Raw genomic sequence first — 23,333 nt, forward strand, 5'->3', positions numbered from 1 at the left:
TCAACAGGACAGATAGCGTGCGCACATGTCCTCGTTCTTGCAGCAACTCCCGGCCCTCATAGGCGTCGTGATCGGCGCGCTCGGTTCGTATCTCGCGGTGGTGCGGGGTGACCGGGCGCGGTTCCGGCAGGAGCAGGAGGCGCGCTGGGAGGAGCGGCGGCTGGTGGTGTACAGCGACTACGCGCGGGCGCTGAAGAAAACGGTGAACCTCACCTACCGCGTCGCGGCCCATCTCGGCAACGACCCGCATCCGCACCCGATCTCCCCGGTCGAGGCCGAGCCGCAGCTGGCGGCGGCCACCGACGGCCGTGATCCGGCCGGGGAGGCGCTGATCATGCTGGGCAGCCGGGAGGTGGTGGAGCAGGCGCGGGAGTGGGTGACCACGGTGATGGCCATGGAGCGGTTCATGCGCGCCGGGACGGTCGACCCGGACGCCTGGCAGGACCTGCTGGCACGGCAGCGGGCCTGCCGGGAGCGCTACTACACCGCCGTACGCGAGGACCTCGCGCTGCCTCCGGGGCACCCGGCGCTCTGGTCGACCCGGCCGGTGTCCGACGACTGAGGGGCGTGCCGGTTCCGCGGAAGCCGGTGGCGGGCGTTCCGCGGAAGCCGACATCACGTGCGGGTCAGTGTCCCCGGGCGATCCACTCCGCCAGGTGGGGTGCCTCGGCACCGATGGTGGTCGGGTCGCCGTGCCCGGTCAGGACCTTCGTCTCGGGCGGGAGGGTGAGCAGCTTGTCCCGGATGGAGTCGATGATCGTCGGGAAGTGCGAGTACGACCGTCCGGTCGCGCCGGGGCCGCCCTGGAAGAGGGTGTCGCCGGTGAAGACGGTGCCGAGCCCCGGGTCGTAGAGGCAGACGGCGCCGGGCGCGTGGCCGGGCGTGTGCAGGACGGTCAGGTCGGCGCCCGCGGCCTCGATGACCAGTCCGTCGGACAGGTGGTTGTCGGGGTCGCGGTGGGGGTGGGTGAGCTTCCACAGCGGCAGGTCGTCGGGGTGCAGCCAGATCTTGGCGCCGGTGAGGTCCGCGAGGGCGGGCGCCGCGTCGATGTGGTCGTTGTGGGCGTGGGTGCAGACGATCGCCTTCAGGACGCGGTCGTCGACCGCCGCGGCGATGGCCTGGGCGTCGTGGGCGGCGTCGATGACGATCACTTCGCGTTCGTCGCCGACGATCCAGACGTTGTTCTCGACGTCCCAGGTGCCGCCGTCGAGGGTGAACTGCCCGGAGGTGACGAGGCGTTCGATGCGCGTGGTCATCACAGCACCACCACCGAACGCAGCACGTCGCCCTGGTGCATCCGCTCGAACGCCTTCTCCACCTCGTCGAGTTGGATGGTCTCGGTGACGAAGGCGTCCAGGGGCAGCCGCCCCTGGAGGTGCAGGTCGATCAGCATGGGGAAGTCCCGGGAGGGCAGGCAGTCGCCGTACCAGCTGGACTTGAGCGCGCCGCCGCGGCCGAAGACGTCGAGCAGCGGCAGTTCGAGCTTCATCTCGGGGGTGGGTACGCCGACCAGGACGACGGTGCCGGCGAGGTCGCGGGCGTAGAAGGCCTGCTGGTAGGTCTCCGGGCGGCCGACCGCCTCGATGACGACGTCGGCGCCGAAGCCGCCGGTCAGGTCGCGGATCGCCTCGACGGGGTCGCTCTCGCGCGAGTTGATGCTGTGGGTGGCGCCCAGGGAGCGGGCCGTCTCCAGCTTCCGGTCGTCGATGTCGACGGCGATGATCTTCGCGGCGCCCGCAAGGCGGGCCCCGGCGATCGCGGCGTCGCCGACCCCGCCGCAGCCGATCACGGCGACCGAGTCGCCCCGGCCGACGTTGCCCGTGTTGATCGCGGCGCCGATGCCCGCCATCACCCCGCAGCCGAGCAGCCCGGCGACCGCCGGGGAGACGGCCGGGTCGACCTTGGTGCACTGCCCGGCGGCGACCAGGGTCTTGTCGGCGAAGGCACCGATGCCGAGCGCCGGGGAGAGCTCCTGGCCGGTGGCGGCGAGGGTCATCTTCTGCTTCGCGTTGTGGGTGTTGAAGCAGTACCAGGGCCGGCCGCGCAGGCAGGCCCGGCAGTTCCCGCACACCGCACGCCAGTTGAGGATCACGAAGTCACCGGGCGCGACGTCCGTGACGCCCTCGCCGACCGACTCCACCACCCCGGCGGCCTCGTGGCCGAGCAGGAAGGGGAACTCGTCGTTGATCCCGCCCTGTCTGTAGTGCAGGTCGGTGTGACAGACCCCGCAGGCCTGCACCTGTACGACGGCTTCGCCCGGCCCCGGGTCCGGCACCACGATCGTCTCGACCCGCACGGGCTCGTCCTTGCCCGGTGCGATCACGCCGCGTACTTCCTGCGCCATGGGCCTGCCCTTTCGTCGCTCTCCTGACGTGCTGCCTTCCGACCCTACGCGGGAACGATCAGCGACGGCACGCATCGTTCGTCGCGGATCTTCCCGGACAGCCGCCGTCCGTGGTGCCCGCCACCTCCACCACATACCCCCGGGGGTACCTCTGCTACGGTGATACACATACCCCCGGGGGTAATCCACCAGGGGGATCGAGGAGAGGAGAGTGCTGCCGTGTCCTTCATCGACACCATCGAGGTGCCCGGACTGGGCAACCGCGGTTACCTGGCGGGCGGGGCGTACGGCGCCGTCGTGGTCGATCCGCCCCGGGACGTGGACCGGGTGCTGGCGGCCGTCGCCCGGCGCGGGGTGCGGCTCACCCAGGTCGTGGAGACCCATGTGCACAACGACTACGTCTCCGGCGGCCTCGAACTGGCCCGGCTGACCGGCGCCGCGTACGTGGTGCCGGCCGGGGCGCGGGTGGCGTACGAGCGGATACCGGTGGCCGACGGGGACGTCCTGGAGATCGAGGCGGGCCTCGCGCTGCGCGCGCTGGCCACCCCCGGGCACACCCCGCACCACACGTCGTACGTCCTGGAGGAGACCGGCCGCGCGGTGGCCGTGTTCACCGGCGGCTCGCTGCTGATCGGCACGGTCGGCAGGCCCGACCTGGTGGAGCCCCGGCTCACCGGCGAACTGGCCCGGGCGCAGCACGCCTCGGCGCGCCGGCTGGCCGCCGAGCTGCCGGACGGGACGGCGGTGCTGCCGACCCATGGCTTCGGCAGCTTCTGCTCGGCCGGGGACGCGTCCGGCTCCGCCACCACCATCGGCCGGGAGCGCACGGTGAACGAGGCGCTGGTCAAGGATGTCGACACGTTCGTCGCCGACCTGCTGGCCGGGCTCGACGACGTACCGGCGTACTACGCCCACATGGGCCCGCTGAACTCCGGGGGTCCGGCACCCGTCGACCTCACGCCGCCGCGCCGCGCGGACGCGGCGGAGATCGCGGCGCGGCTGGCCGCCGGGGAGTGGGTGGTGGACCTGCGCAACCGGGTGGCGTTCGCCGAGGGCCATGTCCCGGGCACGCTGAACTTCGAGGCCGACGGGCAGCTGGCCACCTATCTGGCCTGGCTGCTGCCCTGGGGCAGGCCGGTCACGCTGCTCGCCGAGTCGGCCGCGCAGCTCGCCGCCGCCCAGCGGGAACTGACCCGCGTCGGCATCGACCGCCCGGCCGCGGCCGCCACCGGCACCCCCGGGGCCTGGCTGCGCACGGGTGAGCGGCCCCGTTCCTTCCCCCGTGCCACGTTCGCGGAGCTGGCGGCGCACGGGACACGGTCCGTCGTCGTGCTGGACGTGCGCCGGGACACGGAGCGGGCCGGCGGTCACATTCGCGGCTCCCTCCACATACCCCTGCACCAGGTGCGGGAGCGGCTGGGCGAGATACCCGACGGCACGGTGTGGGTGCACTGCGCGGGCGGGATGCGGGCGGCCGTCGCCGCCTCGCTGCTCGACGCGGCCGGGCGTGCCGTGGTCGCCGTCGACGACGGGTTCGCGGCGGCGCGCGCGGCCGGGCTGCCGATGGCCCGGCTCACCCCGGCCGAGGCGCGGGAGCGCACGGACGCGGATGCCGTGCTGCTGGATGTCCGCGAGGCCGGCGAATGGACGGCCGGACACGCGCCGGGGGCCGTGCACGCCCCGCTGTCCGACCTGGCGGCCGGGGCTCCGCTGCCGCCGGCCGCCGCGGACCGCCCGCTCGTCGTGATCTGCCGCTCGGGGCGGCGGTCGCGGGAGGCGGCGGTGCTGCTGACCGCCCGTGGGCTGGACGCGGTGGACGTCGTGGGCGGGATGACCGCCTGGCGCGCGGCGGGCCTCGCGGTCAGCGCCGAGGGCACCGCCGGATGAGCACGCTTCTGCTCGCCCTCGGCGCCGGGGCCGTCACCGGGCTGGCGCTCGGGGCCCTGGGCGGTGGCGGCAGCGTTCTGGCCGTACCGGCGCTGATCTATCTGCTCGGCTTCACCCCGGCCGCGGCCACCACCGCCAGCCTGGTCGTCGTCACGGTCACCTCGGCCACCGCGCTCGTCGCGCACGCCCGCGAGGGCGCGGTGCGATGGCGGGCCGGGGCCGTGTTCGCGGCGGCCGGGATCGTGCCGGCGGCGGTCGGCGGGGCGGTCTCCCGGCAGCTGCCGGCGGCGCTGCTGACCGGGGCGTTCGCGGTGCTCGCCGCCGTGGCGGCACTGCGCATGCTGCGGCCGTCCGCCGCCGGGTCCACCTCGGCGCCGGTACCGGCCCGGGCGTCCCGGGTGGCCGGGGCGGGCGCCGGTCTCGGCGCGGTGACCGGGGTGCTCGGGGTGGGCGGCGGGTTTCTCGCCGTACCGTCCCTGGTGAACGTCGTGGGACTGCGGATGCGCGCGGCGATCGGAACGAGCCTGCTGGTCATCACGATCAACTCGCTCACCGCGCTGGCGGCACGAGCCGGTTCGGCGGTGGACGTCGACTGGTCGGCCGTGGGCCCGTTCGCCGGGGCCGCGATCCTCGGCGCCTGGGACGGCAGACGGCTCGCGGCCCGGCTGTCCGCGGGCACCCTCCAGCGGCTCTTCGCCTACGCGCTGCTCGCGGTGGCCGCGTTCATGCTGGCGGACGCGCTGGGGCCGGTCTGACCGGCCCTAGGCCAGTGACAGGAACAGCTTCTCCAGCCGTGCCTTCATCTGTTCGGTGGTCTCGCCGTCCGCGCCGCCCCGCCCGGGATCGGCGATGCACTGCTGGAGCCCGGTCGCGATGATCGCGAAGCCCGCCCGGTCCAGGGCGCGCGAGGCGGCGGCCAGCTGGGTGACCACGTCCTCGCAGTCGCGGCCCTCCTCGATCATCTTGATCACGCCGGAGATCTGCCCCTGCGCCCGGCGCAGCCGGTTCAGCACCGACTTGAGCTCATCACCTTCGAACTGAAGCTCCACGATCACTCCTCACATACCCGTAGGGGTATGTTACCCCGTTGCTCATCACCTCCAGAAAGAATCGCACCCCCATGCCCACCACACCCTCGCACCCGACACTCGACCCCGACCACGCCCTCGCCCGCCTCCACGAACTCACCGTCGTCGACGTCCGCACCCCGGGCGAGTACGCCTCCGGCCACCTGCCCGGCGCCCACAACATCCCGCTGGACAGCCTGGACCGGGCACTGCCCACGCTCCGCGCGGCGCACGGCGAACTGCTCCTCGTCTGCGCCTCCGGCGCCCGCGCCGAGAACGCCCGGACGGTCCTCGCCGGGCACGGCATCCCGGCGGCCACCCTCACCGGCGGCACCCGCGGCTGGGCCGGGCGCGGTCACGAACTGCACCGGCCCCGGGGCGAGTCCCGGGCGGCATGGGCCATGGAGCGCCAGGTGCGGCTCACCGCCGGGACGGCCGTCCTCGCCGGGCTGGCCCTCGGGCAACTGCACCCGGCCTGGCTGCTGCTGTCCGCCGGCGTGGCGGGCGGCCTGGTGTTCTCGGCGCTCACCGACACCTGCGGCATGGCCGCGCTGCTGGCGAGACTGCCGCACAACCGGCCCCGCCCGGCGGACCTGGACGCGACCCTCGCGGCCCTGGGTTCCGCCCGCGGCTGACCGCACGCCGGTACCGGGAACGGCCGACGTAGCCTGGGGCCGTCGGAGGGCGCCGCCCACCGCCGGACGAGGAGCACCGTGACCACCGCAGACGCAGTTCCGACGACACAGCCGAAAGAGCCCGTGTTCCGGCTGCTCCTCTCCTACGTACGGCCGCACCGCTGGGCCCTGCTGGCCGGTGCGGCGCTCTCGCTGGTGACGGGCGCCACCGGGCTGCTGCTGCCGCTGGTGGCCCGGGGGTTGATCGACGATCTGTCCCACGACCGTTCCATCACCGCCAAGTTGCTCGCCATGGCGGGTCTGGTGGTCGGCAACGCCGCGGTGGGCGCACTGGGTTCGTACGTCCTCAGGCGCACCGCCGAGTCGGTCGTGCTCGGGGCGCGGCGCACCCTGTCGTCGTATCTGCTCAGGCTGCGGATCACCGCCGTTGACCGCACCGAACCCGGCGACCTGATGGCGCGGATCACCTCGGACACCACCCTGCTGCGCGAGGTCACCACGGACTCGCTGGTCGCGCTCGGCACCGGCGGGCTCACCCTGGTCGCCACCGTGGTGATGATGGGGGTGGTCGATCCCGTGCTCCTTGCCGTCACCCTCGCCGTGATCGTTGGGGCGGGTATCGTGCTGGGCACCATCGTGCCGCGCATCAACCGGGCGAGCCGCCGGGCGCAGGACGCGGTCGGGGTGATGGGAGCCTCGCTGGAGCGGGTGCTGGGCGCGCTGCGCACGGTGAAGGCGTCGGGCGCCGAGCACCGCGAGGAGCGGGCCCTGCACGAGGCCGCCGAGGAGTCCTGGCGGCAGAGCGTGCGGGCCGCCAAGTGGTCGGCGGCCGCCGGGAACACGGCGGGGCTCGCGATGCAGCTGGCGTTCATCACGGTGCTCGCGGTGGGCGGCGCCCGGGTGGCGACCGGTGCGATCGGCGTGGGCACGCTGGTGGCGTTCCTGCTCTACGTCTTCTATCTGATGCAGCCGATCCAGCAGGTCGTCGGGGCGATCACCCAGTACCAGACCGGCGCCGGCGCGCTCGCCCGGATCCAGGAGGCCCTGCAACTCCCCGCCGAACCCCTTTCCCGGCCCGCCGAGTTGCCGTCCGGCGGCGCCGAACCGGCCTCGGTCGCCTTCACCGACGTACGCTTCCGCTACGCCGACGACCTGCCGTACGTCCACCACGGCGTCAGCTTCGACGTCCCCGCGCGGGGCATGACGGCGTTCGTCGGGCCGTCCGGCGCGGGCAAGACCACCGTGTTCTCGCTGATAGAGCGGTTCTACGACCCCGAGTCCGGCACGATCGCCGTGGACGGCCGCCCGGTCGCCGACTGGGAACTGCCGCTGCTGCGCTCGGCCATCGGGTACGTCGAGCAGGACGCGCCGGTGCTGTCGGGGTCGTTGAAGGACAACCTGCTCCTCGGCAACCCGGACGCGGACGAGGACGCGGTCGCGCGGGTGGTGAAGACGACCCGGCTCGACGGTCTGGTCGCCCGGCTGCCGCAGGGGCTGGAGACGCTGGTCGGGCATCGCGGGACCAAGCTGTCGGGCGGGGAGCGGCAACGGGTCGCGATCGCCCGGGCGTTGCTGCGCCGGCCCCGGCTGCTGCTCCTGGACGAGGCCACCTCGCAGCTGGACGCGGTGAACGAGGCGGCACTGAGGGACACGGTCGCCGATGTGGCGCGGTCGACCACGGTGCTGGTGGTCGCGCACCGGCTGTCGACGGTGACCATGGCGGACCGGATCGTCGTCATGGACGCGGGCCTGGTCCGCGCGGTGGGCACGCACCGCGAGCTGGTGGCGGCGGACCCGCTGTACGCGGAGCTGGCGGCGACGCAGTTCCTCGCCGCCGAGCACTGAGACCCGAGAGCCGGGCGGCCATCGGTCACGACGTCCGGGCACCGGTCACGGCTTCCGGGGACCGGGTACGGCGTCCGAGGACCGGGTAGGGCGTCCGAGGACCGGATACGGCGGAGGGCCGCCCCGGAAGCGGGGCGGCCCTCCGGGTGCGGGCGGGGGTCAGGACTCGATGGCCGGCAGCAGCCCCATGACGGGCGCGGCCAGGTCGGTGACCTGGTGCAGTTCGCCCAGCCTCTGGACTCCGTTCAGCCCCTGCACCTGCTCCGAGACCTTCGGGATCTCGTCCTTGTAGGGCGCCGGGATGTCACTGCGGGCGAGCGAGTCGAGCACGCCGAGCGCGGTGAGCTTCCCGGGGTGCTGCGCGCTCGCGTCGGCCGCGTTCGCCAGCGGCGCGGCGAGGCCGGTGACCCCGACGGCGATGCCGACGGCGGCGACGATACGTCGTGTTGAGATCATGTCCTCAGCAACGGCCCCGGCGCCTGGCCGGACACGGGCAGCCGGTCCCCCTCACCCGTCAGGCGGAGTGCGCGGCCTGCGCTTGCCGAGCCCGGTGGGGCGGAGGACGCTCGATGTGAGGGGCTCGCGCGGCCCGCTCCGCATCGGGTCGCGGGCTCCCGCAGGAGGTCACCATGGGCACCGCGACCGGTTCCACGTTCGACACCGCCACGCTGCGCCGGGCCATAGAGGGGAACACCGGGAACAGCCTTCTGGCGCTCTACGCGGACGACGCGGAGATCCGCATCATCGACCGCAACACCCAGCCCAGCCATCCCAAGGTCCTGCACGGCCGCAAGGACATCGCCGCACTGCTGGACGACGTCTACAGCCGCGACATGACGCACACACTGGACCAGTGCATCGTCCAGGGCGACAAGGCCGCCTTCAGCGAGTCCTGCGAGTACGAGGACGGGGTCCGGGTGCTCGCCGAGTCGATGATCACGCTGCGCGACGCCAAGATCGCCGAGCAGATCATGATCCAGGCATGGGACGAGTAGTCGGGAGGACCGCGAGGATCCAGGTCAGCTCCCGGTTGACCTGGACCTTCTCAGCACGGGCGGCGCTGGGACAGGCCCGCCGCCCGCGTCGCCGTGCGCCCGCCCTGCTGCTGTGGACGGTCCTGCGGGCGCCGCACCGCCGCAGGAAGCACTGACGGCTCGGTTACGCTGGGGACGGGCCGTGACTGGCGCTGAGGTGGAGCACCACCGGGGAGCGGTCCGCACTGTCGATGCCGTGCGCCTGGGCGATCAAGGTCGAACCGGCTCAGGAGTGTGCCGCATGACCCAGGCCCGTCTCATTGACGGAACCGCCGTCGCCCGCCGGATCGTCGAGGAGACCGCGGAGAAGGCCGCCGACCTCACCGCACGGACCGGTGTCACGCCGTGTCTGGCGACCGTGCTGGTCGGTGAGGACCCCGCCTCCGTCACCTATGTCCGGATGAAGCAGAACCGCAGCCGCAAGGCGGGCATCGCCTCCCGGCACGTGGCCCTGCCCGCCGCCACGACCACCGAGGAACTCGTGGCCGTACTGCGGGAGTTGTCCACCGACCCGGCCGTGCACGGCATCCTGCTCCAGCACCCGGTCGGCGAACACATCGACGAGCGGGCCGCGTTCGAGGCGATCGCGCCGGAGAAGGACGTGGACGGCGTGACCTTCGCGTCGTTCGCAACGATGAGCTTCGGCCTGCCGGGCTTCGTCTCCTGCACGCCCGGCGGCATCCTGCGCCTGCTCGACGCGTACGACGTCGACCCGGCCGGGAAGCGCGCGGTGGTCGTCGGCCGCAGCGCGATCCTGGGCAAGCCGGCCGGCATGCTGCTGCTGGCCCGCGACGCCACCGTCACCTACTGCCACTCCCGCACCCGCGACCTCTCGGCGGCCGTCCGCGAGGCCGACATCGTGGTCGCCGCCGTGGGCCGGCCCCGGCTGATCCGGGGCCAGGACATCAAGCCGGGCGCGGTCGTGCTCGACGCCGGCTACAACGAGGGCAACGTCGGTGACGTCGACTTCGACACCGCCGTCGAGCGGGCTTCGCTGATCACGCCGGTGCCGGGCGGGGTCGGCCCGATGACCATCGCCGTGCTGCTGGAGCAGACGGTGACGGCAGCGGCCCGGCAGCTCGGGGCCTGACGCGGGGCGCGCTCAGCGCATCCAGGCGCTGTACTGCATGACGGCCCCGGCCTTCACGCCGTACTCGGGATCGTCCCGGGTGAGCACGGCCTCCATGCCGAGGACGGTCCCGGTGGCCGGGTCCAGGATCAGCATCCGGCGCAGCCCGGAGCCGTCGTCGCAGACGTACGCCTGCCCGGTGCGGCCCAGCCGGTCGGTGACCTCCCCCACCGGGCGCAGTCCTCCGGCCTTCGCGAAGAGTTCGGCCAGCGCCGCCGACTCCCGGGCGCCGAGCGTCCAGTTGTCCAGCAACTCCGCCGCCGCGTCGAGGAGTTCGGGCGTGCTGAGGGTGTCGGTGTAGTTCAGCTCGGTGAGGTAGGTGCGCAGCTTCGCCGGGTCGTGCGGGGGTGCCGCCAGCGGCGGGGCGTCGCCCCACATCGGCGGATAGGTCCGCCGGCTGAGCACATGGCCGTCCTCGACGAGCCGGGGTGTGTCGCCGGCGTCGGTGAGGACCGGGCGGCCCGGACGGCCCGGGTCGGTGGCCACGACCAGTTCGGTGTGGCTGCCGTCGGCCCGCCAGCGCACCACCCTCTCCTGGGGCAGGGTGACGGGCGGCTTGTCGTCACTCATGCCCAGGCTCCAGGACTGCACATGGGTGCCCTGGCGCAGGGCGGGCGACCCGTCCCGGGCCGCGACGGCGGCCAGTTCGGCCACGTCCGCGAGCGGTACGGGCACGGAGTGGGCGCGGACGGTCAGCGGCCGGGGCGCGGCGAGGGCGGGGGTACCGGCGGAGCCGCCGAGCAGCAGCGTCAGCGTGGTCGCGACCACGGTGGCGGCCGCGACCAGCCCCCACGCCAGCCGCGGCCGGGTCCGGCGCACGGGGCGCGGCTCCCGCAGCAGCCGGGCGAGGTGCCGCTCGGCGGTGTGGTCGAGAGGGCCGTCGCCGAAGTAGGGGCCGGCGGCGGGGGCCGGGTCGGCGGCGCGCAGCAGGTCGAGTTCGTCAGCCATGGCGGTGTCCCTCGGAGAGAGCCTCGGCGGCGGGGGGTCGCAGTCGGTCGATCTCGGCTCTGAGCCGACGGCGGGCACGGTGCAGCCGCATCGCCGCAGCCCGTTTCCCGCAGCCCAGGACGACGGCGACCTCGTCGATGCCGAGTTCCTCCCACGCCGTCAGCCGCAGCACCTCCTGGTCGGCCGGGGACAGCCGGACGAGCGCCTCGTGCACCCAGGCGCCGGGCCGCTCGCCGCCAGGGCTGTCCACGACGTGCCGTCGGTGCGCGGTGTCGTCGTTGCCCAGCCGGTCCAGCAGCCGTCGCCGGCGCCCGTACCCGCGTACCGCGTTGGCGAGGCAGTTGCGTGCCACGCCGTACAGCCAGGGCAGCGGGTCCGCCGGCAGGTCGGCGCGACGGCGCCAGGCCACCGTGAACACCTCCGCCACCACTTCCTCCACCTCGCCGGTCCGCCCGTCCAGTCGCCGCGCGACATAGCGGCTGACCGCCCAGTAGTGCTCGCGATAGGCAGCGGCGAAGATCTCGACGTTGCTCATGTCCCGTTCTTGTCCGGCACCTTCCCGATCGTCACACCCGTCTCCGTGACGCTCGTCGCATCCGTCGGGTGTGACCGGCGCGCACGGCCCGGACACAGGCGGGGCATGCGGAACCTCAAGTGGCTCACGACCACGGATCACAAGACGATCGGCACGCTGTACCTGGTCACGGCGTTCTCGTTCTTCTGCGTCGGCGGGGTGATGGCCCTGCTGATGCGCGCCGAACTGGCCCGCCCGGGCCTCCAGATCATGTCGAACGAGCAGTTCAACCAGGCGTTCACGATGCACGGCACGATCATGCTGCTGATGTTCGCGACACCGCTGTTCGCCGGCTTCGCGAACTGGATCATGCCGCTCCAGATCGGCGCCCCGGACGTGGCCTTCCCACGCCTGAACATGCTGGCCTACTGGCTCTACCTGCTCGGCTCCGCCATCGCGGTCGGCGGCTTCCTCACCCCGCAGGGGGCTGCCGACTTCGGCTGGTTCGCCTACGCCCCGCTCTCCGACGCGGTGCGCACCCCGGGGGTCGGCGCCGACATGTGGATCATGGGCCTGGCGCTCTCCGGCTTCGGCACCATCCTCGGCGCCGTCAACTTCATCACCACGATCATCTGTATGCGCGCCCCCGGCATGACCATGTTCCGGATGCCGATCTTCGTCTGGAACGTTCTCCTGACGGCACTGCTGGTCCTGCTCGCCTTCCCCGTCCTCGCCGCCGCCCTGTTCGCCCTGGAGGCGGACCGGAAACTCGGCGCCCACGTCTTCGACGCGGCCAACGGCGGAGCACTGCTCTGGCAGCACCTCTTCTGGTTCTTCGGCCACCCCGAGGTGTACATCATCGCCCTGCCGTTCTTCGGGATCATCTCGGAGATCATCCCGGTCTTCTCGCGGAAACCGATGTTCGGCTACCTGGGCCTGGTCGCGGCCACCATCGCGATCGTGGGTCTGTCGGTCACCGTCTGGGCCCACCACATGTACGTCACGGGAGGCGTGCTTCTCCCCTTCTTCTCCTTCATGACCTTCCTGATCGCCGTCCCGACAGGAGTGAAGTTCTTCAACTGGATCGGCACCATGTGGCAGGGGTCGCTGTCCTTCGAGACGCCCATGCTCTGGACCACGGGCTTCCTGGTGACCTTCGTCTTCGGCGGCCTGACCGGCGTGATGCTCGCGTCCCCGCCGATCGACTTCCACGTCTCCGACTCGTACTTCGTCGTCGCCCACTTCCATTACGTGGTCTTCGGCACGGTCGTCTTCGCGATGTTCGCCGGATTCCACTTCTGGTGGCCCAAGTTCACCGGGAAGATGCTGGACGAGCGACTCGGCAAGATCACCTTCTGGACCCTGTTCACCGGCTTCCACGGCACGTTCCTGGTCCAGCACTGGCTGGGCGCCGAAGGCATGCAACGCCGGATCCCCGACTACCTGGCGGTCGAAGGCCTGACCACGCTCAACACGGTCTCGACGATCTTCTCGTTCCTGCTGGGCTCGTCCCTGCTCCCGTTCTTCTACAACGTCTGGAAGACGGCCAAGTACGGGACGAAGGTCGAGTCCGACGACCCGTGGGGCTACGGCCGTTCCCTGGAGTGGGCCACGTCGTGCCCTCCCCCGCGCCACAACTTCGTCACCCTGCCCCGGATCCGCAGCGAGTCACCGGCGTTCGACCTGCACCACTGCGTGGAACGGGAGTTGAGTGCGCGATGAGCGTGAACGAGGAGGAACGGGCGCTCGTCGCGCAGATCGAGGGACATCTGCTCCTGGCGGCGACCAGAGAGGAGGGCCGCAGGGCGGCGGCTCGACTGGCAGACCGCATCGGCTGGCTCACGGACACCCAGCGGGCCGATCTTGAATGCCATTTCGAGGCCGAATACCTGGACCTGGCCAGAACGTCCTGGCGGCGCACGACGGAGCGCGGGGAGCAGCTGAGACGTGACTACGAGATCAGATACCAGTCCCTGCGCCAACGCCTCTTGGCCGGCCTCCTGCTGATCTGCGTGCTACTGACGGCAACAGCTCTTCTGACGCTCTCTGCATAAGCGCCCCATAGGGGCGCGGGGAACTGCGCGACCAGCCACAGCCCACCCGCACCCGAACAACTAGCGACTCAACTCTGACTCCACTGCTGATTGGTCCCGCCGTTGCAGGCCCACAGCACCAGCGAGGTCCCGTTGGCCGTGGCCGCGTTGTACGCGTCCAGGCACAACCCGGCGTTGACGTTGGTGATCGTCCCGTCCGAGTTGACGTTCCACTTCTGGTTGTTCTGCCCGTTGCAGTCCCAGATGATGACCTTGGTGCCGTTGGTGGTGCCCGAGTTGTTGGCGTCCAGGCACTTGTTGCCGTAGACCACGAACTCCTTGCGCGAGGTGTACGTCCAGGCCTGGTTCTGGCCGCCGTTGCAGTCCCAGATCTCGGCCTGGGTGCCGTTGGTGATGGTGTTGTTGTAGACGTCGGCGCAGCGACTGGAGGCCTTGCCCACGACGAGTGTGCCGTTGGTGCCGGGGATCGGGCTCACCGCGACCGAGCCGAGCGCCGGAAGCGAACTCCCGGTGAAGGTGAGCGAGTTGCCGGATCCCTTGCTCAGGTCGACCTGCACCGACACGGTGCCCTGCGCGGACCCGGTCGGCGGGAAGGAGACCGTCGTGGCGGTCTGGCTGTTGACCTGGAGGGTGCCGGTGACCGCGGTCGAGCCGGTGTTGGTGTAGGCGACGTCGACGACGGCCAGGCCGGTGCTCGCGGCGCTCACCCCGCTGTACTTGCCGGTGGAGGTGGCGCTGTAACTGGTGCTCGCCGCCTCCGTACCGCCGCTGACCTTGAGCATCACCGAGCCGCCGGCCGGGACGCTGGTGGTGTAACTCGTCGCGTACGAGCCGAGGTTCGTCTGCGCCCACAGGTCGCGGACCGTCGCGGAGGCGCCGGTCAGGCCGAGGTCGGCCCAGCGGACGGTGATGTTCTGGGCGGAGGAGGTGCGGTTGAGGAGGACGACCGCACGGTTGCCGGTGCCGGCGAGGACCTTGCCGTAGACCTGGAGGCCGGTGGTGTCCTCGGCGACCTTGACGCCCTGCAGGCCGCGCGGGTCCTGGTCGACTGCGACGACGTCGGAGTTCTTGAGGATGGCGGCCGTCTCACTGGTCATCGTGGTCAGGTCGTTGCCGGCGAGCAGCGGGGCACCGGAGATCGCCCAGAGGGCCATGTGGGTGCGGTTCTGGGCTGCCGTGAGGCCGGACATGCCGACGGTGAGCATGTCGGGGTCGTTGTAGTAGCCGGTGTGCTGGGCGGCCGGGTGCAGGGTCTGGTCGAAGTTGGAGAGCACGCTCGACTGGGACGCCGTGCCTCCGTAGTAGTAGATGTCCGTGCTGGTCCGCCACATGGGGGCGAGGCCCGTCGCCCAGTTCCAGGTGTTCTGGTAGCCCCAGTTGCAGATGGACAGGGTCAGTGGGCGGCCCGTGGTGGCGGCGGCCGTGGCGACGGCCGAGCTGATCGACTTGTACGTGGTGGCCGCGTCCAGGCCCTCGGCGTCGCCGCCGCACCAGTCGACCTTCACGAAGTCGAAGCCCCACTCCGAGAACTGGAGCATGTCCTGGGCGTAGTGCCCCTCGCTGCCGGTGTTGGCGGCGGCGGGACGGCCGGTCGGGTAGTAGTAGCCGCAGCCGTTCGCGCCCGCGTCGGTGTAGATGCCGGCCTTCAGGCCCTTGCTGTGGATGTAGTCGGCGATGGCGCTCATGCCGCCGGGCCATTCACTGGTGTCGACGGTGATGTTGCCGGCACTGTCCCGGGTGCCCTGCCACCAGCCCTCGTCGATGTTGATGTACTTGTAGCCGGCGGCCGGGAGACCGGCCGCGACGAACGCGTCGACCTGCGCCTTGATGACGTCGTAGTCGATCTTCGCCGCGAAGCTGTTCCAGGAGGCCCAGCCCATCGGGGCGGTGGGCACCGAGACCTGCGGAACCGTCGCCGCCTGGGCCGGGCCCGGGGTGGCGAAGAGGAGCGCGGCCGCGGCCGTCAGGGTCAGGGCGAGGGTGCGTACGACAGCGGCCCACAGGTGTCGTACGAGACCGCTGCCGGTCGATCTGGGCGGGGGGTACATGCGGCTCCTCCACGGGGGTGCACGAGGGGGTTACGGCTCACTCACTCGGCGTCATGTTCGATATTGCGAACATGGATCGATGTTCCGAACATGTCGCGCGCCGACCGTAGAGCCGCCGGAGGGTGAAGTCAACGGCTGTGACAGGCGTGAAGTCGCCCTTGCCTTCGCGTCGTTCACCCCGCCGGGGCACGCTCGCCGCCATACTGCTGGTCGTGCGCGTAGCGATCATGACGGCTGGCTCGCGGGGCGATGTGGCCCCCTACACCGGACTCGGGTACGGGCTGAGCCGTGCCGGACACGAGGTCACCCTGGTCACACACGGCCGCTTCGCGGGGCTGGTCGAAGGGTCCGGAGTGGGCTTCCACCCCCTGCCGGTCGACCCCCGGACCGAGCTGGAGTCCACCCGGGGACGCGGGCTGCATCGCAGCACCAGCGGGGTCGGCAAACTGCTGCGGGTGGTGGAGCTGGCCCGCCGGCTGGTCGGACGGATGACGGACGACCTGCTCGCGGCCGCACAGGCCAGCGACGTACTGCTGCTGTCCGGCTCCCTGGCCCCGATCGGCCACACGATCGCGGAGGGGCTACGACTGCCGAGCATGGGCGTCTACCTCCAACCACTGGCCGCCACCCGGGAGTTCGCGCCGCCCGTGCTCGGCGGCGGCACCTGGGGCGCCACCGGGAACCGGATCGCCGGACACGGCGTGAACCTGGCCGTGGAACAGGTCTTCGCATCCACCGTCCCCGCGCTGCGCGCCCGCCTGACCCTGCCCCCGCAGCGCTCCGGCGCCGCCCGCCGGGCCAGGGAGCGCCGGCTGTGGCCCGTCCAGCACGGCTTCAGCCCGCAGGTGGTCCCCCGCCCCCGCGACTGGCGCCGGGGCCTCGGGGTGTGCGGCTACTGGTGGCCCTACGACGCCGAGGCCCGACTCCCCGACGACGTACGGGCGTTCCTGGACGCCGGGCCGAAGCCGGTGTTCGTCGGCCTGGGCAGCGCCACGGTGCCCGACGCGAGGCGGCTGAGCGGGCAGGTCATGACGGCGCTGCGCAGGGCCGGGCTGCGCGGGGTGATCCAGAGCGGCTGGGGCGGCCTGACCGCCGACGGCGACGACATGCTGACCATCGGCGAGATGCCGCACTCGGCCCTGTTCCCCCGCATGGCGGCGGTGGTCCACCACGCGGGCGCGGGCACCACGGCGGCAGGCCTACGGGCCGGGGTGCCGGCGGTACCCCTGCCGATCCAGTTCGACGAGGCGTTCTGGGCGGCACGACTCGTGGGCCTCGGGGTGGCGCCGACTGTTGTTCCGCTGCGGGGGTTGCGCGTGGAGACACTGGCGCATGCGCTCCACCAAGCGACCGAACGACCCGAACTCACCCAGCGAGCAGCCGAGTTGGGCCGCAGAATCCGAGCGGAAGACGGCGTGGCTCCGGTGGTCGGGGCGCTGGACGGGCTGGCCTTCTAGGCGCCGGGAGGCGAGAGCGCCCCGTTTGGGGGCGCGGGGAACTGCGCGACCAGCCACAACGCACCCGCAGGCACACAACTACCGCGATCCCCCCGGCTTCCACCCCTCCGGCCGCAGTATCCCCACCAACAACCGCACCAACTCCTCCACTACGTCATCCAGACTCGCGTCCACCCACCCCGCACTCCAGTCGTGCAGCAACCCGTTCACGCTGCCGATGAACGCAGTCGCCGCCAGCCGGTAGTCCCGCGGCGCCGCATCTCCCCGCGCCGCCGCCGCGTTCGCCTCGGTGCATATCAGCTCCACCCACCGCGCCCGCCGCGCCAGCCGCTGCTCCTCCAGCCGGGTGCTGACGCCGATGATCTCGACGAAGGCGATACGGATACGCCGGGGGTCGGAGGTGACATCACGGGCGTAGGCCCGGAACAGCACCGTCACCCGCTCGACCAGCGGCAGCGGCTCCGCCTCCGCGAACGCCGCCGCCACCGCCGCCTCCGCCCATCCGTTGACCTCCAGGTGCAACGCGGCGAGCACGTCCTCCAGTGTGCGGAACTCCTCGTAGAACTGACGGGTCGACAGACCCGCCGCCTGACTGAGCGCGGCGACGGTGGTGGCGCGAAACCCCGGTGTGTCGCCGAAGAGTTGAAGCGCCGCGTCCAGGAAGCGCCGGCGCCGCTCGGCCTTGCGTTCCTCGGCGGACCGGCCGCCGTAGCGACCCGTCGGTGCCTTGAGCCTGCCCGCCAAGATTGCCCCCTCCGTCAACCGCCCGATGGCCAATTTTCTCGCGTACGCCTCTTGTGGACTCAGCCACCCCCTCCTTACTTTTCAGTAAGTTCACTTTGAACGCACCCGTGTTCAGATTCCGTGCCCCTGTGACCGCGCGGGCGCGTCCCCACCCCCCTCAGAGGAGAGAGCAGCCATGCCTGCCTTCAGACCCAGGCACCTTTGCTCCGTAGCCGCCGCCCTCGTCCTGACCGTCGCCGCACCCGCGACCGCCGCCACCGCCGCGGCCGACGCGTCCCTGCGCGAGGTGCTGTTCGTCGGCAACAACTGGGACGGCACCGCGACCGTCCTGAACTCGACCGGCGACTTCGCCAAGGTCGGCCAGCTCAACGTCATCCCCGACAAGGACGCACGGATCGCCGAGATCAACGCCGACCCCATCAAGTGGATCTACTACACGTCGATCCGGAACGAGGTCGGCCAGGGCCACGACCAGTACGTGGACGACATGTACTCCACGCCGGACGGGAAGTCCGTGGTCGTCTCGCGCCCGAGCTTCGCCGACGTCGTCTCCATCGACCTCGCCACCGACACGATCAACTGGCGGTTCCCGGTGGCCGGTTACCGCGCCGACCACATGGCCGTCTCCCCCGACGGCACGAAGGTCGCGGTCTCGGCCTCCACCGCGAACAAGGTGCAGGTGCTGGACATCAACACCGGCAAGGAACTGGGCGAGTTCGCCACCGGTGACAAGCCGCACGAGAACGTCTTCAGCCCCGACGGCAAGTACATCTGGAACATGGCGATCGGCGAGGTCACCACCTCGCTCGACGACCCGATCTGGGACTGGACGAAGGGCGACCGGCACATCACCGTCGCGGACGCCACCACCTACAAGCAGGTCAAGATCATCGACATGCGGGACCGGCTGGACGCGATCGGCCTGACGAACTTCTCGGACGCGGTCCGGCCCGCGGCCTTCACGCCCGACTGGTCCAAGATGTACTTCCAGGTGTCGTTCTTCAACGGCTTCCTGGAGTACGACATCGCCACCGACAAGATCACCCGGGTGAAGACGCTGCCGGCGAACCCGGCGACCAGCACCGACCGCACCACCTGGCTCCTCGACTCGCGCCACCACGGCATCTCGATGAAGCCGGACGGCACCAAGCTGTGCGTCGCGGGGACGATGGACAACTACGCCACCATCGTCGACCGGACCACCCTCCAGGAGGGTCCGCTGGTCACCGCGTCCACCCCGTACTGGGCGACGGTGAGCGGTGACGGCAAGGACTGCATCATCTCCGAGGCGGGCGCCGACCAGGTGACGGCCATCGACTTCGGCACCGGCCAGAAGGTGACCTCGGTCGCGGTCGGCGACCACCCGCAGCGCGTCCGGCTCGGCCATGTACAGGCCGGCTGGACCGGTGCCACCGGCAGTTGACGGATCATCAAAACCCATCGGCCTCCGGGGTGCGCGGCACCCCGGAGGCCGAAGCACTGCTCAGAACTTCGCCGCCACCCAGGCGGCCAGTTCCGCCTTGGCCGCGTTCAGCAGGGTGGAGCTCGGTGCGGTCGCCCCGTTGGTCACCAGCGCGAAGTGCAGCACGCCGGAGTCCGAGTCGGTGAGCAGCAGTCGGCGGCTGCCCGTCCCACCCGGTTCCGCCGCCACGCCGACCGGGGTCGAGGACGTGTACGACGGCGGCCCGTAGGCCGTGCCCAGGTCGGAGACGACGGTGGTGGACGCGCTCGCGAAGGAGGCCGGGAGGTGGAGTTCGGTCGGTGCGGTGGCGCTGCCGGAGCGCCAGACCTGGACGGCGTACTGGCCGGAGCCGACCAGCGCGGCCACGTTCGGCAGCGAGCTGGGCACCGGGTTCCAGGTCAGGGTCGTGGAGCCGTCCCGGGAGCGGTCCTCGTAGGTGAAGGCGAGGGTGGAGCCGGAGGTGGCGCCCGGGTAGATCCGGTCGAGCAGCCGGGCGTCCTGACGGAGCGTGACGGTACCGGAGTCGGTCATGTTGACGGCCGAGAGGTCCTCGTCGTTCCAGGCGTCACCGGAGGTGAGGACCTTGCTGGCGTTGTCGTTCATGAGTTCGTGGTGACGGCCGTTGTAGATGTCCCACTGCCACTGGGTACCGGAGAGGACCGGACCGGAGGAGGCCGGTGTGGACCACCAGTTCGCGCCGGAGAGACGGGAGTCGAGGGCCTGGTACATCGCCTTGTCGACGGTGGGCGCCTTGCCGGAGGTGGTGCCGGACAGCGGATGCCCGAACTCGCTGACGATCGCGGTGGTCCCGGCGGCCGACGCCCGGTCCCGGATGGTGCCGAAGTCGGTGCTGTACTGGCCGTCGGCGGCGTTGCCCCACATCAGGATGCCGGAGATGGCCTTCTGGTCGTAGAAGTGGGTGTTGAACACGTACCGCGAGCCGAGCGTGCCCGCGTCGAGCAGTCCGCCCTCCTCCTTGGTGACGTTGCCGTTCCAGTAGAGGTTCGGTTCGACGAGGGCGGGCTTGCTGCTCCAGCCGGCCGCGTCCATCCGGGCGCGGAACTTCTGGTAGAAGGGCCACAGCCGGTTCTGCTCCCAGGTGCGGGAGGCCTCGCCGGAGTCGTAGGAGCCGGCGTACGGCTCGTTGTACGGGTCGAAGCCGACCACGCCCGCGAACTCGTCGGACGTCAGGTGCTGGGCCAGGTAGGTCATGGTGGTCTGGGCGGTGGCCAGGAAGGCGTCCTGGAGGCCGTAGTTGTTGTGCCAGAAGTCGTACTGGGCCTTCTGGACAGCCGAGTTCTGGGTGATGTTCTGGCCCCAGAACAGGCAGATGCCACAGGACTCGGCAGGGTAGTTCCCCAGCGCCACCGCCCACTTGGGCGCGCCGTCGCCGGTGTACCAGCTGCCCGAGTTGAACAGGTAGCGGGAGTACAGGTCCTGGTGGAAGTCGGGGAAGACCCGGATGCCGGCGTCGAGGAACGCCTGCATCTGCGCGGTCGCGGCGGCCAGGTAGGCGGTGTCGACCTGGCCCTGGACGGGTTCGGCGTGCGCCCAGGAGAGCAGGAAGCGCACGGCGTTGCCGCCGCCGAGGGCGCGCAGCGCGGTGGCGGACTTCTTCGCGTCGGCGACCGAGGCGAAGGGCAGGCCGCTGTTCTCCTCCAGCTTGGTCTCGCCGGAGACGTTGTAGCCGCGCAGCACGACCTCACGGCCCTGGCCGTCGACGAAACGGCCGTTCTGCACGGTGAGCGCGGTGCCGTCGAACCAGAGGGAGTCGGACGGGGTGGCTGCGGTGGCGGACGGGGCGCCCGCCACCGCGAGGAATCCGCAGAGGACAACCAGGACAACGATCAGTCGTGCCCGGATATTCGTCATGTCCATTACAGTCGGGTGATTTCCGGACACAGTCAATACTTCTGACTCACGAGTAAGTTGAGTACCCGTTCCCTCAGCCGGCCACTCGACCGGTCACGTTCAACAGGTACTCCTTGCGGCTCAGCGGGTTGTGGTCGGTGCGCGGCCGCTCCGGGACGGGGCCCCGCCGCACCGGCGCGTAGTGGTCGAAGGCGGTCTCCAGCTCGCCCTCGCCACGGGTCAGCCCCGGCAGCCGTTGCTCCAGTCCGTGCACCTGCGCCGCGGGCACCGCGCCCTCCAGGACCGCGAGCATCCCCTCGGTCCCGGTCCGCTGCGGTACCGCACCGAGCCCGGCGAGCACCGGCAGCAGCGCGCCCAGCGTGTCCGCGGGGGCCTCCAGGCGGAAGCGGTGCATCGGCTCGTGCACCCGGGTGCCGGCCCGCCGCAGCGCCTCGGTCAGGACCAGCGGGGTCAGTCCGCGGAAGTCGTAGCCGGTGCTCGACATGCTCTTGTCGAAGCCCTGGTGGGCATGGCTCTGCCGGGGCGAGTAGCCGGAGTGGGTCATGGTCACCGAGCAGTCCGGGATGCGCCAGCCGTGCAGACCCTGGCCGAGGGTCTCGCGCACGGTGTCCTCGACGGCCTTGAAGAAGGCGTACGGCATCGAGCCCAGCTCCACCTCCAGACGGAAGCCGACGCCCGTACCCGGCGGGGCCGGTTCCACCCGCAGGCCGACCGTCGCGAGGAAGGGGTTGCCGTCCTTCTTGTTGAACTCGACGGCGCCCGCCGTGCCGGTGAGCCGTTCGACGCAGATGGTCGTCGTCTCCCGGAAGGCCACGTCCAGGCCGTACTCGTCGGCGAGGGTCGCCTGGATCACCTCCTTCTGCACCTCGCCGTAGAGGGAGACGGAGGTCTCCTGCCGCACCTCGTCGTGCCGCACGTCGATCAGCGGATCCTGCTCGGCGAGCTGGGTGAGGGCGAGATGCAGGGAACGGCGGTCGGTGCCCGGCCCGGGGACCACGACGGTCTCCAGGGTCGGGGGCGCGAAGTGGTGCACGTACGCCCGGCCGGGCGCGCCGAGCGCATCACCGATCCGGATGCCGCCGAGCCCCCACGCCTTGACGATCCGCCCGGCACCGGCACGCTCCTGCCGGCGGTCCGTACCGCGCTCGAACACGCTGAGCGCGGTGACCCGGCCCTCCGGTCTGCCCTCCTGCGCGGCGCGGCCGTCCCCGAACAGGACCCGGTCACGGACCCCGAGGGTCCCGGAGAAGAGGCGCGCGTACGCGATCTTCTCGCCCGCCGGACCCCGTTCCACCTTGAAGACGGTGGCCGACAGGGGCCCGGCCGGGTCGCCGGCGGCGGCCGGGAGCAGCCGCTCGATGCCGGCGATCAGGTCGGGTACCCCGGCGCCCGTGACGGCGGAGCCGAAGTACACCGGGTGGACCAGGGACCGCCGGGTCTGGTCGGCGAGGGCGGCGCGCAGCCGGACGTCGGGCACACCGCCGTCGAGGTAGGCGGCGAGCAACGCGTCGTCCCGGTCGGCGAGCGTGTCCAGCGCGGCCGGGCCGAGGCCGGGCAGGAAGCGGGCGGCGCGGGTACCGAGCGCGGCGGCCCGGCCCATGGGGACGAGCGGCACGGCGAGCCTGCGGGCCAGCTGGGCGAGCACGGCGTCGTCGCGGGCGCCCCGCCGGTCGATCTTGTTCACGAAGACCAGCGTGGGGATGCGCAGCCGCCGCAGGGTCCGCATCAGGACGCGGGTCTGCGCCTGGACGCCCTCCACGGCCGAGACGACAAGGACCGCACCGTCCAGCACACCGAGAACCCGCTCCACCTCGGCGATGAAGTCGGGGTGCCCCGGGGTGTCGATGAGGTTGACGGTGACGCCGTCGAGGGGGAACGACACGACGGCGGACTTGATGGTGATGCCGCGCTGCCGCTCCAGGGCGAGCGAGTCGGTCGTGGTACTGCCGTCGTCGACACTGCCGAGCTCGTCGATGACGCCGGCGGTGTGCAGCAGCCGTTCGGTCAGGCTGGTCTTACCTGCGTCGACATGGGCGAGAATTCCGAGATTGAGCAGATGCACTGGGCGTGATGTCCTTCGGCATGGGTGGGATTCCTTCCTCGGTGGACATGCACGCAGCGCGCATCGGGGGTCCTCTCTCGGTGACGTCGGGTGAGGAGAGTGCAGCAGGGCGGCCCCGGCGACGGCAATGGATTAACGCTCAACAAAAGCCCGGTCCCAGCGCTCGCCACCCCTTCGGCGCGGTTCTAGAGTGACCTACATCACGCCGTTTGACTGAATATCTCCCCCGTT

At 71.4% G+C, this 23,333-nt stretch carries 22 protein-coding genes and 1 riboswitch; of the genes, 12 read left to right on the forward strand and 10 right to left on the reverse strand.

The features are described from left to right. The first annotated feature begins 25 nt into the window (after nucleotides 1–25). The gene (locus tag ACFWPS_RS18980) at nucleotides 26–562 is read left to right on the forward strand and encodes a hypothetical protein (RefSeq protein ID WP_383706467.1); all 537 of its coding nucleotides are present in this window, start codon (nucleotides 26–28) and stop codon (nucleotides 560–562) included. Between the two features lie 64 nt (nucleotides 563–626). Here the strand turns inward: ACFWPS_RS18980 and ACFWPS_RS18985 are convergent, their stop codons facing one another. Together ACFWPS_RS18985 and ACFWPS_RS18990 are read right to left on the reverse strand one after the other, a co-directional pair. Then, a complete protein-coding gene (locus tag ACFWPS_RS18985) occupies nucleotides 627–1,256 on the reverse strand; it encodes an MBL fold metallo-hydrolase (protein WP_383706469.1) in 630 nt (209 codons plus the stop codon). Beyond that, nucleotides 1,256–2,344, reverse strand: coding sequence for an S-(hydroxymethyl)mycothiol dehydrogenase (locus tag ACFWPS_RS18990; protein WP_383706471.1), 1,089 nt, complete (start codon nucleotides 2,342–2,344; stop codon nucleotides 1,256–1,258). The genes ACFWPS_RS18985 and ACFWPS_RS18990 overlap by 1 nt, the downstream gene beginning before the upstream one ends. A gap of 219 nt (nucleotides 2,345–2,563) precedes the next feature. Between ACFWPS_RS18990 and ACFWPS_RS18995 the strand changes: the two genes are divergently transcribed. Both ACFWPS_RS18995 and ACFWPS_RS19000 read left to right on the forward strand, forming a co-directional pair. After that, the gene (locus tag ACFWPS_RS18995) at nucleotides 2,564–4,231 is read left to right on the forward strand and encodes a rhodanese-like domain-containing protein (RefSeq protein WP_383706473.1); all 1,668 of its coding nucleotides are present in this window, start codon (nucleotides 2,564–2,566) and stop codon (nucleotides 4,229–4,231) included. Further along, complete coding sequence (locus ACFWPS_RS19000) at nucleotides 4,228–4,986, forward strand: sulfite exporter TauE/SafE family protein (RefSeq protein WP_383706475.1); 759 nt, start codon at nucleotides 4,228–4,230, stop codon at nucleotides 4,984–4,986. The genes ACFWPS_RS18995 and ACFWPS_RS19000 overlap by 4 nt, the downstream gene beginning before the upstream one ends. 6 nt (nucleotides 4,987–4,992) lie before the next feature. Here the strand turns inward: ACFWPS_RS19000 and ACFWPS_RS19005 are convergent, their stop codons facing one another. Beyond that, on the reverse strand, nucleotides 4,993–5,280 hold the full coding sequence (locus ACFWPS_RS19005; protein WP_361291823.1) for a metal-sensitive transcriptional regulator: 288 nt from the start codon (nucleotides 5,278–5,280) through the stop codon (nucleotides 4,993–4,995). A gap of 71 nt (nucleotides 5,281–5,351) precedes the next feature. On the opposite strand from ACFWPS_RS19005, the gene ACFWPS_RS19010 reads away from it, so the two are divergent. Together ACFWPS_RS19010 and ACFWPS_RS19015 are read left to right on the forward strand one after the other, a co-directional pair. Continuing rightward, nucleotides 5,352–5,933 carry a rhodanese-like domain-containing protein gene (locus ACFWPS_RS19010; RefSeq protein ID WP_383706477.1) on the forward strand — a complete coding sequence of 194 codons (582 nt, stop codon included), beginning with the start codon at nucleotides 5,352–5,354 and terminating at the stop codon, nucleotides 5,931–5,933. A gap of 78 nt (nucleotides 5,934–6,011) precedes the next feature. Continuing rightward, complete coding sequence (locus ACFWPS_RS19015; RefSeq protein ID WP_383706479.1) at nucleotides 6,012–7,778, forward strand: ABC transporter ATP-binding protein; 1,767 nt, start codon at nucleotides 6,012–6,014, stop codon at nucleotides 7,776–7,778. Nucleotides 7,779–7,937: 159 nt separating this feature from the next. On the opposite strand, the gene ACFWPS_RS19020 is transcribed toward ACFWPS_RS19015, so the two are convergent. After that, a complete protein-coding gene (locus ACFWPS_RS19020; protein WP_383706481.1) occupies nucleotides 7,938–8,234 on the reverse strand; it encodes a hypothetical protein in 297 nt (98 codons plus the stop codon). Nucleotides 8,235–8,407: 173 nt separating this feature from the next. On the opposite strand from ACFWPS_RS19020, the gene ACFWPS_RS19025 reads away from it, so the two are divergent. From ACFWPS_RS19025 to ACFWPS_RS19035, 3 genes are all read left to right on the forward strand, one after another. Continuing rightward, on the forward strand, nucleotides 8,408–8,773 hold the full coding sequence (locus ACFWPS_RS19025) for a nuclear transport factor 2 family protein (protein WP_383706483.1): 366 nt from the start codon (nucleotides 8,408–8,410) through the stop codon (nucleotides 8,771–8,773). After that, nucleotides 8,761–8,928, forward strand: coding sequence for a hypothetical protein (locus ACFWPS_RS19030; RefSeq protein ID WP_383706485.1), 168 nt, complete (start codon nucleotides 8,761–8,763; stop codon nucleotides 8,926–8,928). The genes ACFWPS_RS19025 and ACFWPS_RS19030 overlap by 13 nt, the downstream gene beginning before the upstream one ends. Before the next feature lie 16 nt (nucleotides 8,929–8,944). Then, nucleotides 8,945–9,027: riboswitch (ZMP/ZTP riboswitch) on the forward strand. A 26-nt stretch (nucleotides 9,028–9,053) separates the two neighbouring features. Then, nucleotides 9,054–9,902: a bifunctional 5,10-methylenetetrahydrofolate dehydrogenase/5,10-methenyltetrahydrofolate cyclohydrolase gene (locus ACFWPS_RS19035; RefSeq protein ID WP_383706487.1), complete on the forward strand. Its 849-nt coding sequence runs from the start codon at nucleotides 9,054–9,056 to the stop codon at nucleotides 9,900–9,902. Nucleotides 9,903–9,914: 12 nt separating this feature from the next. Here ACFWPS_RS19035 and ACFWPS_RS19040 read toward each other — a convergent pair whose 3' ends face one another. Continuing rightward, nucleotides 9,915–10,889, reverse strand: a complete 975-nt coding sequence (locus ACFWPS_RS19040; protein ID WP_383706489.1) for a CU044_5270 family protein — start codon at nucleotides 10,887–10,889, stop codon at nucleotides 9,915–9,917. Beyond that, entirely contained in the window at nucleotides 10,882–11,424 is a 543-nt protein-coding gene (locus ACFWPS_RS19045) for an RNA polymerase sigma factor (protein WP_383706491.1), read from the reverse strand. Before ACFWPS_RS19045 ends, ACFWPS_RS19040 begins: the two co-directional genes overlap by 8 nt. 105 nt (nucleotides 11,425–11,529) lie before the next feature. On the opposite strand from ACFWPS_RS19045, the gene ctaD reads away from it, so the two are divergent. Together ctaD and ACFWPS_RS19055 are read left to right on the forward strand one after the other, a co-directional pair. Further along, nucleotides 11,530–13,125 (forward strand): cytochrome c oxidase subunit I, encoded by a 1,596-nt coding sequence (ctaD, locus tag ACFWPS_RS19050; protein WP_383706493.1) that lies wholly within the window; start codon nucleotides 11,530–11,532, stop codon nucleotides 13,123–13,125. Further along, entirely contained in the window at nucleotides 13,122–13,457 is a 336-nt protein-coding gene (locus ACFWPS_RS19055; protein WP_383706495.1) for a hypothetical protein, read from the forward strand. The genes ctaD and ACFWPS_RS19055 overlap by 4 nt, the downstream gene beginning before the upstream one ends. Before the next feature lie 68 nt (nucleotides 13,458–13,525). Here the strand turns inward: ACFWPS_RS19055 and ACFWPS_RS19060 are convergent, their stop codons facing one another. Further along, nucleotides 13,526–15,505: an RICIN domain-containing protein gene (locus ACFWPS_RS19060; protein WP_383706497.1), complete on the reverse strand. Its 1,980-nt coding sequence runs from the start codon at nucleotides 15,503–15,505 to the stop codon at nucleotides 13,526–13,528. 227 nt (nucleotides 15,506–15,732) lie between these two features. Here ACFWPS_RS19060 and ACFWPS_RS19065 point away from each other — a divergent pair, with 227 nt between their 5' ends. Further along, the gene (locus tag ACFWPS_RS19065; protein WP_383706567.1) at nucleotides 15,733–16,962 is read left to right on the forward strand and encodes a glycosyltransferase; all 1,230 of its coding nucleotides are present in this window, start codon (nucleotides 15,733–15,735) and stop codon (nucleotides 16,960–16,962) included. 78 nt (nucleotides 16,963–17,040) lie between these two features. Here the strand turns inward: ACFWPS_RS19065 and ACFWPS_RS19070 are convergent, their stop codons facing one another. Continuing rightward, the gene (locus ACFWPS_RS19070) at nucleotides 17,041–17,706 is read right to left on the reverse strand and encodes a TetR/AcrR family transcriptional regulator (protein ID WP_383706499.1); all 666 of its coding nucleotides are present in this window, start codon (nucleotides 17,704–17,706) and stop codon (nucleotides 17,041–17,043) included. Between the two features lie 175 nt (nucleotides 17,707–17,881). Here ACFWPS_RS19070 and ACFWPS_RS19075 point away from each other — a divergent pair, with 175 nt between their 5' ends. Then, nucleotides 17,882–19,129, forward strand: a complete 1,248-nt coding sequence (locus tag ACFWPS_RS19075; protein WP_383706501.1) for a YncE family protein — start codon at nucleotides 17,882–17,884, stop codon at nucleotides 19,127–19,129. Nucleotides 19,130–19,189: 60 nt separating this feature from the next. Here the strand turns inward: ACFWPS_RS19075 and ACFWPS_RS19080 are convergent, their stop codons facing one another. Both ACFWPS_RS19080 and ACFWPS_RS19085 read right to left on the reverse strand, forming a co-directional pair. Then, nucleotides 19,190–21,046, reverse strand: a complete 1,857-nt coding sequence (locus ACFWPS_RS19080; RefSeq protein WP_383706503.1) for a cellulase family glycosylhydrolase — start codon at nucleotides 21,044–21,046, stop codon at nucleotides 19,190–19,192. Between the two features lie 67 nt (nucleotides 21,047–21,113). Continuing rightward, the gene (locus tag ACFWPS_RS19085) at nucleotides 21,114–23,102 is read right to left on the reverse strand and encodes a GTP-binding protein (RefSeq protein WP_383706505.1); all 1,989 of its coding nucleotides are present in this window, start codon (nucleotides 23,100–23,102) and stop codon (nucleotides 21,114–21,116) included. Between the last annotated feature and the right edge of the window lie 231 nt (nucleotides 23,103–23,333).

It is taken from the genome of Streptomyces sp. NPDC058457, from assembly GCF_042720695.1.
Classification (GTDB): domain Bacteria; phylum Actinomycetota; class Actinomycetes; order Streptomycetales; family Streptomycetaceae; genus Streptomyces.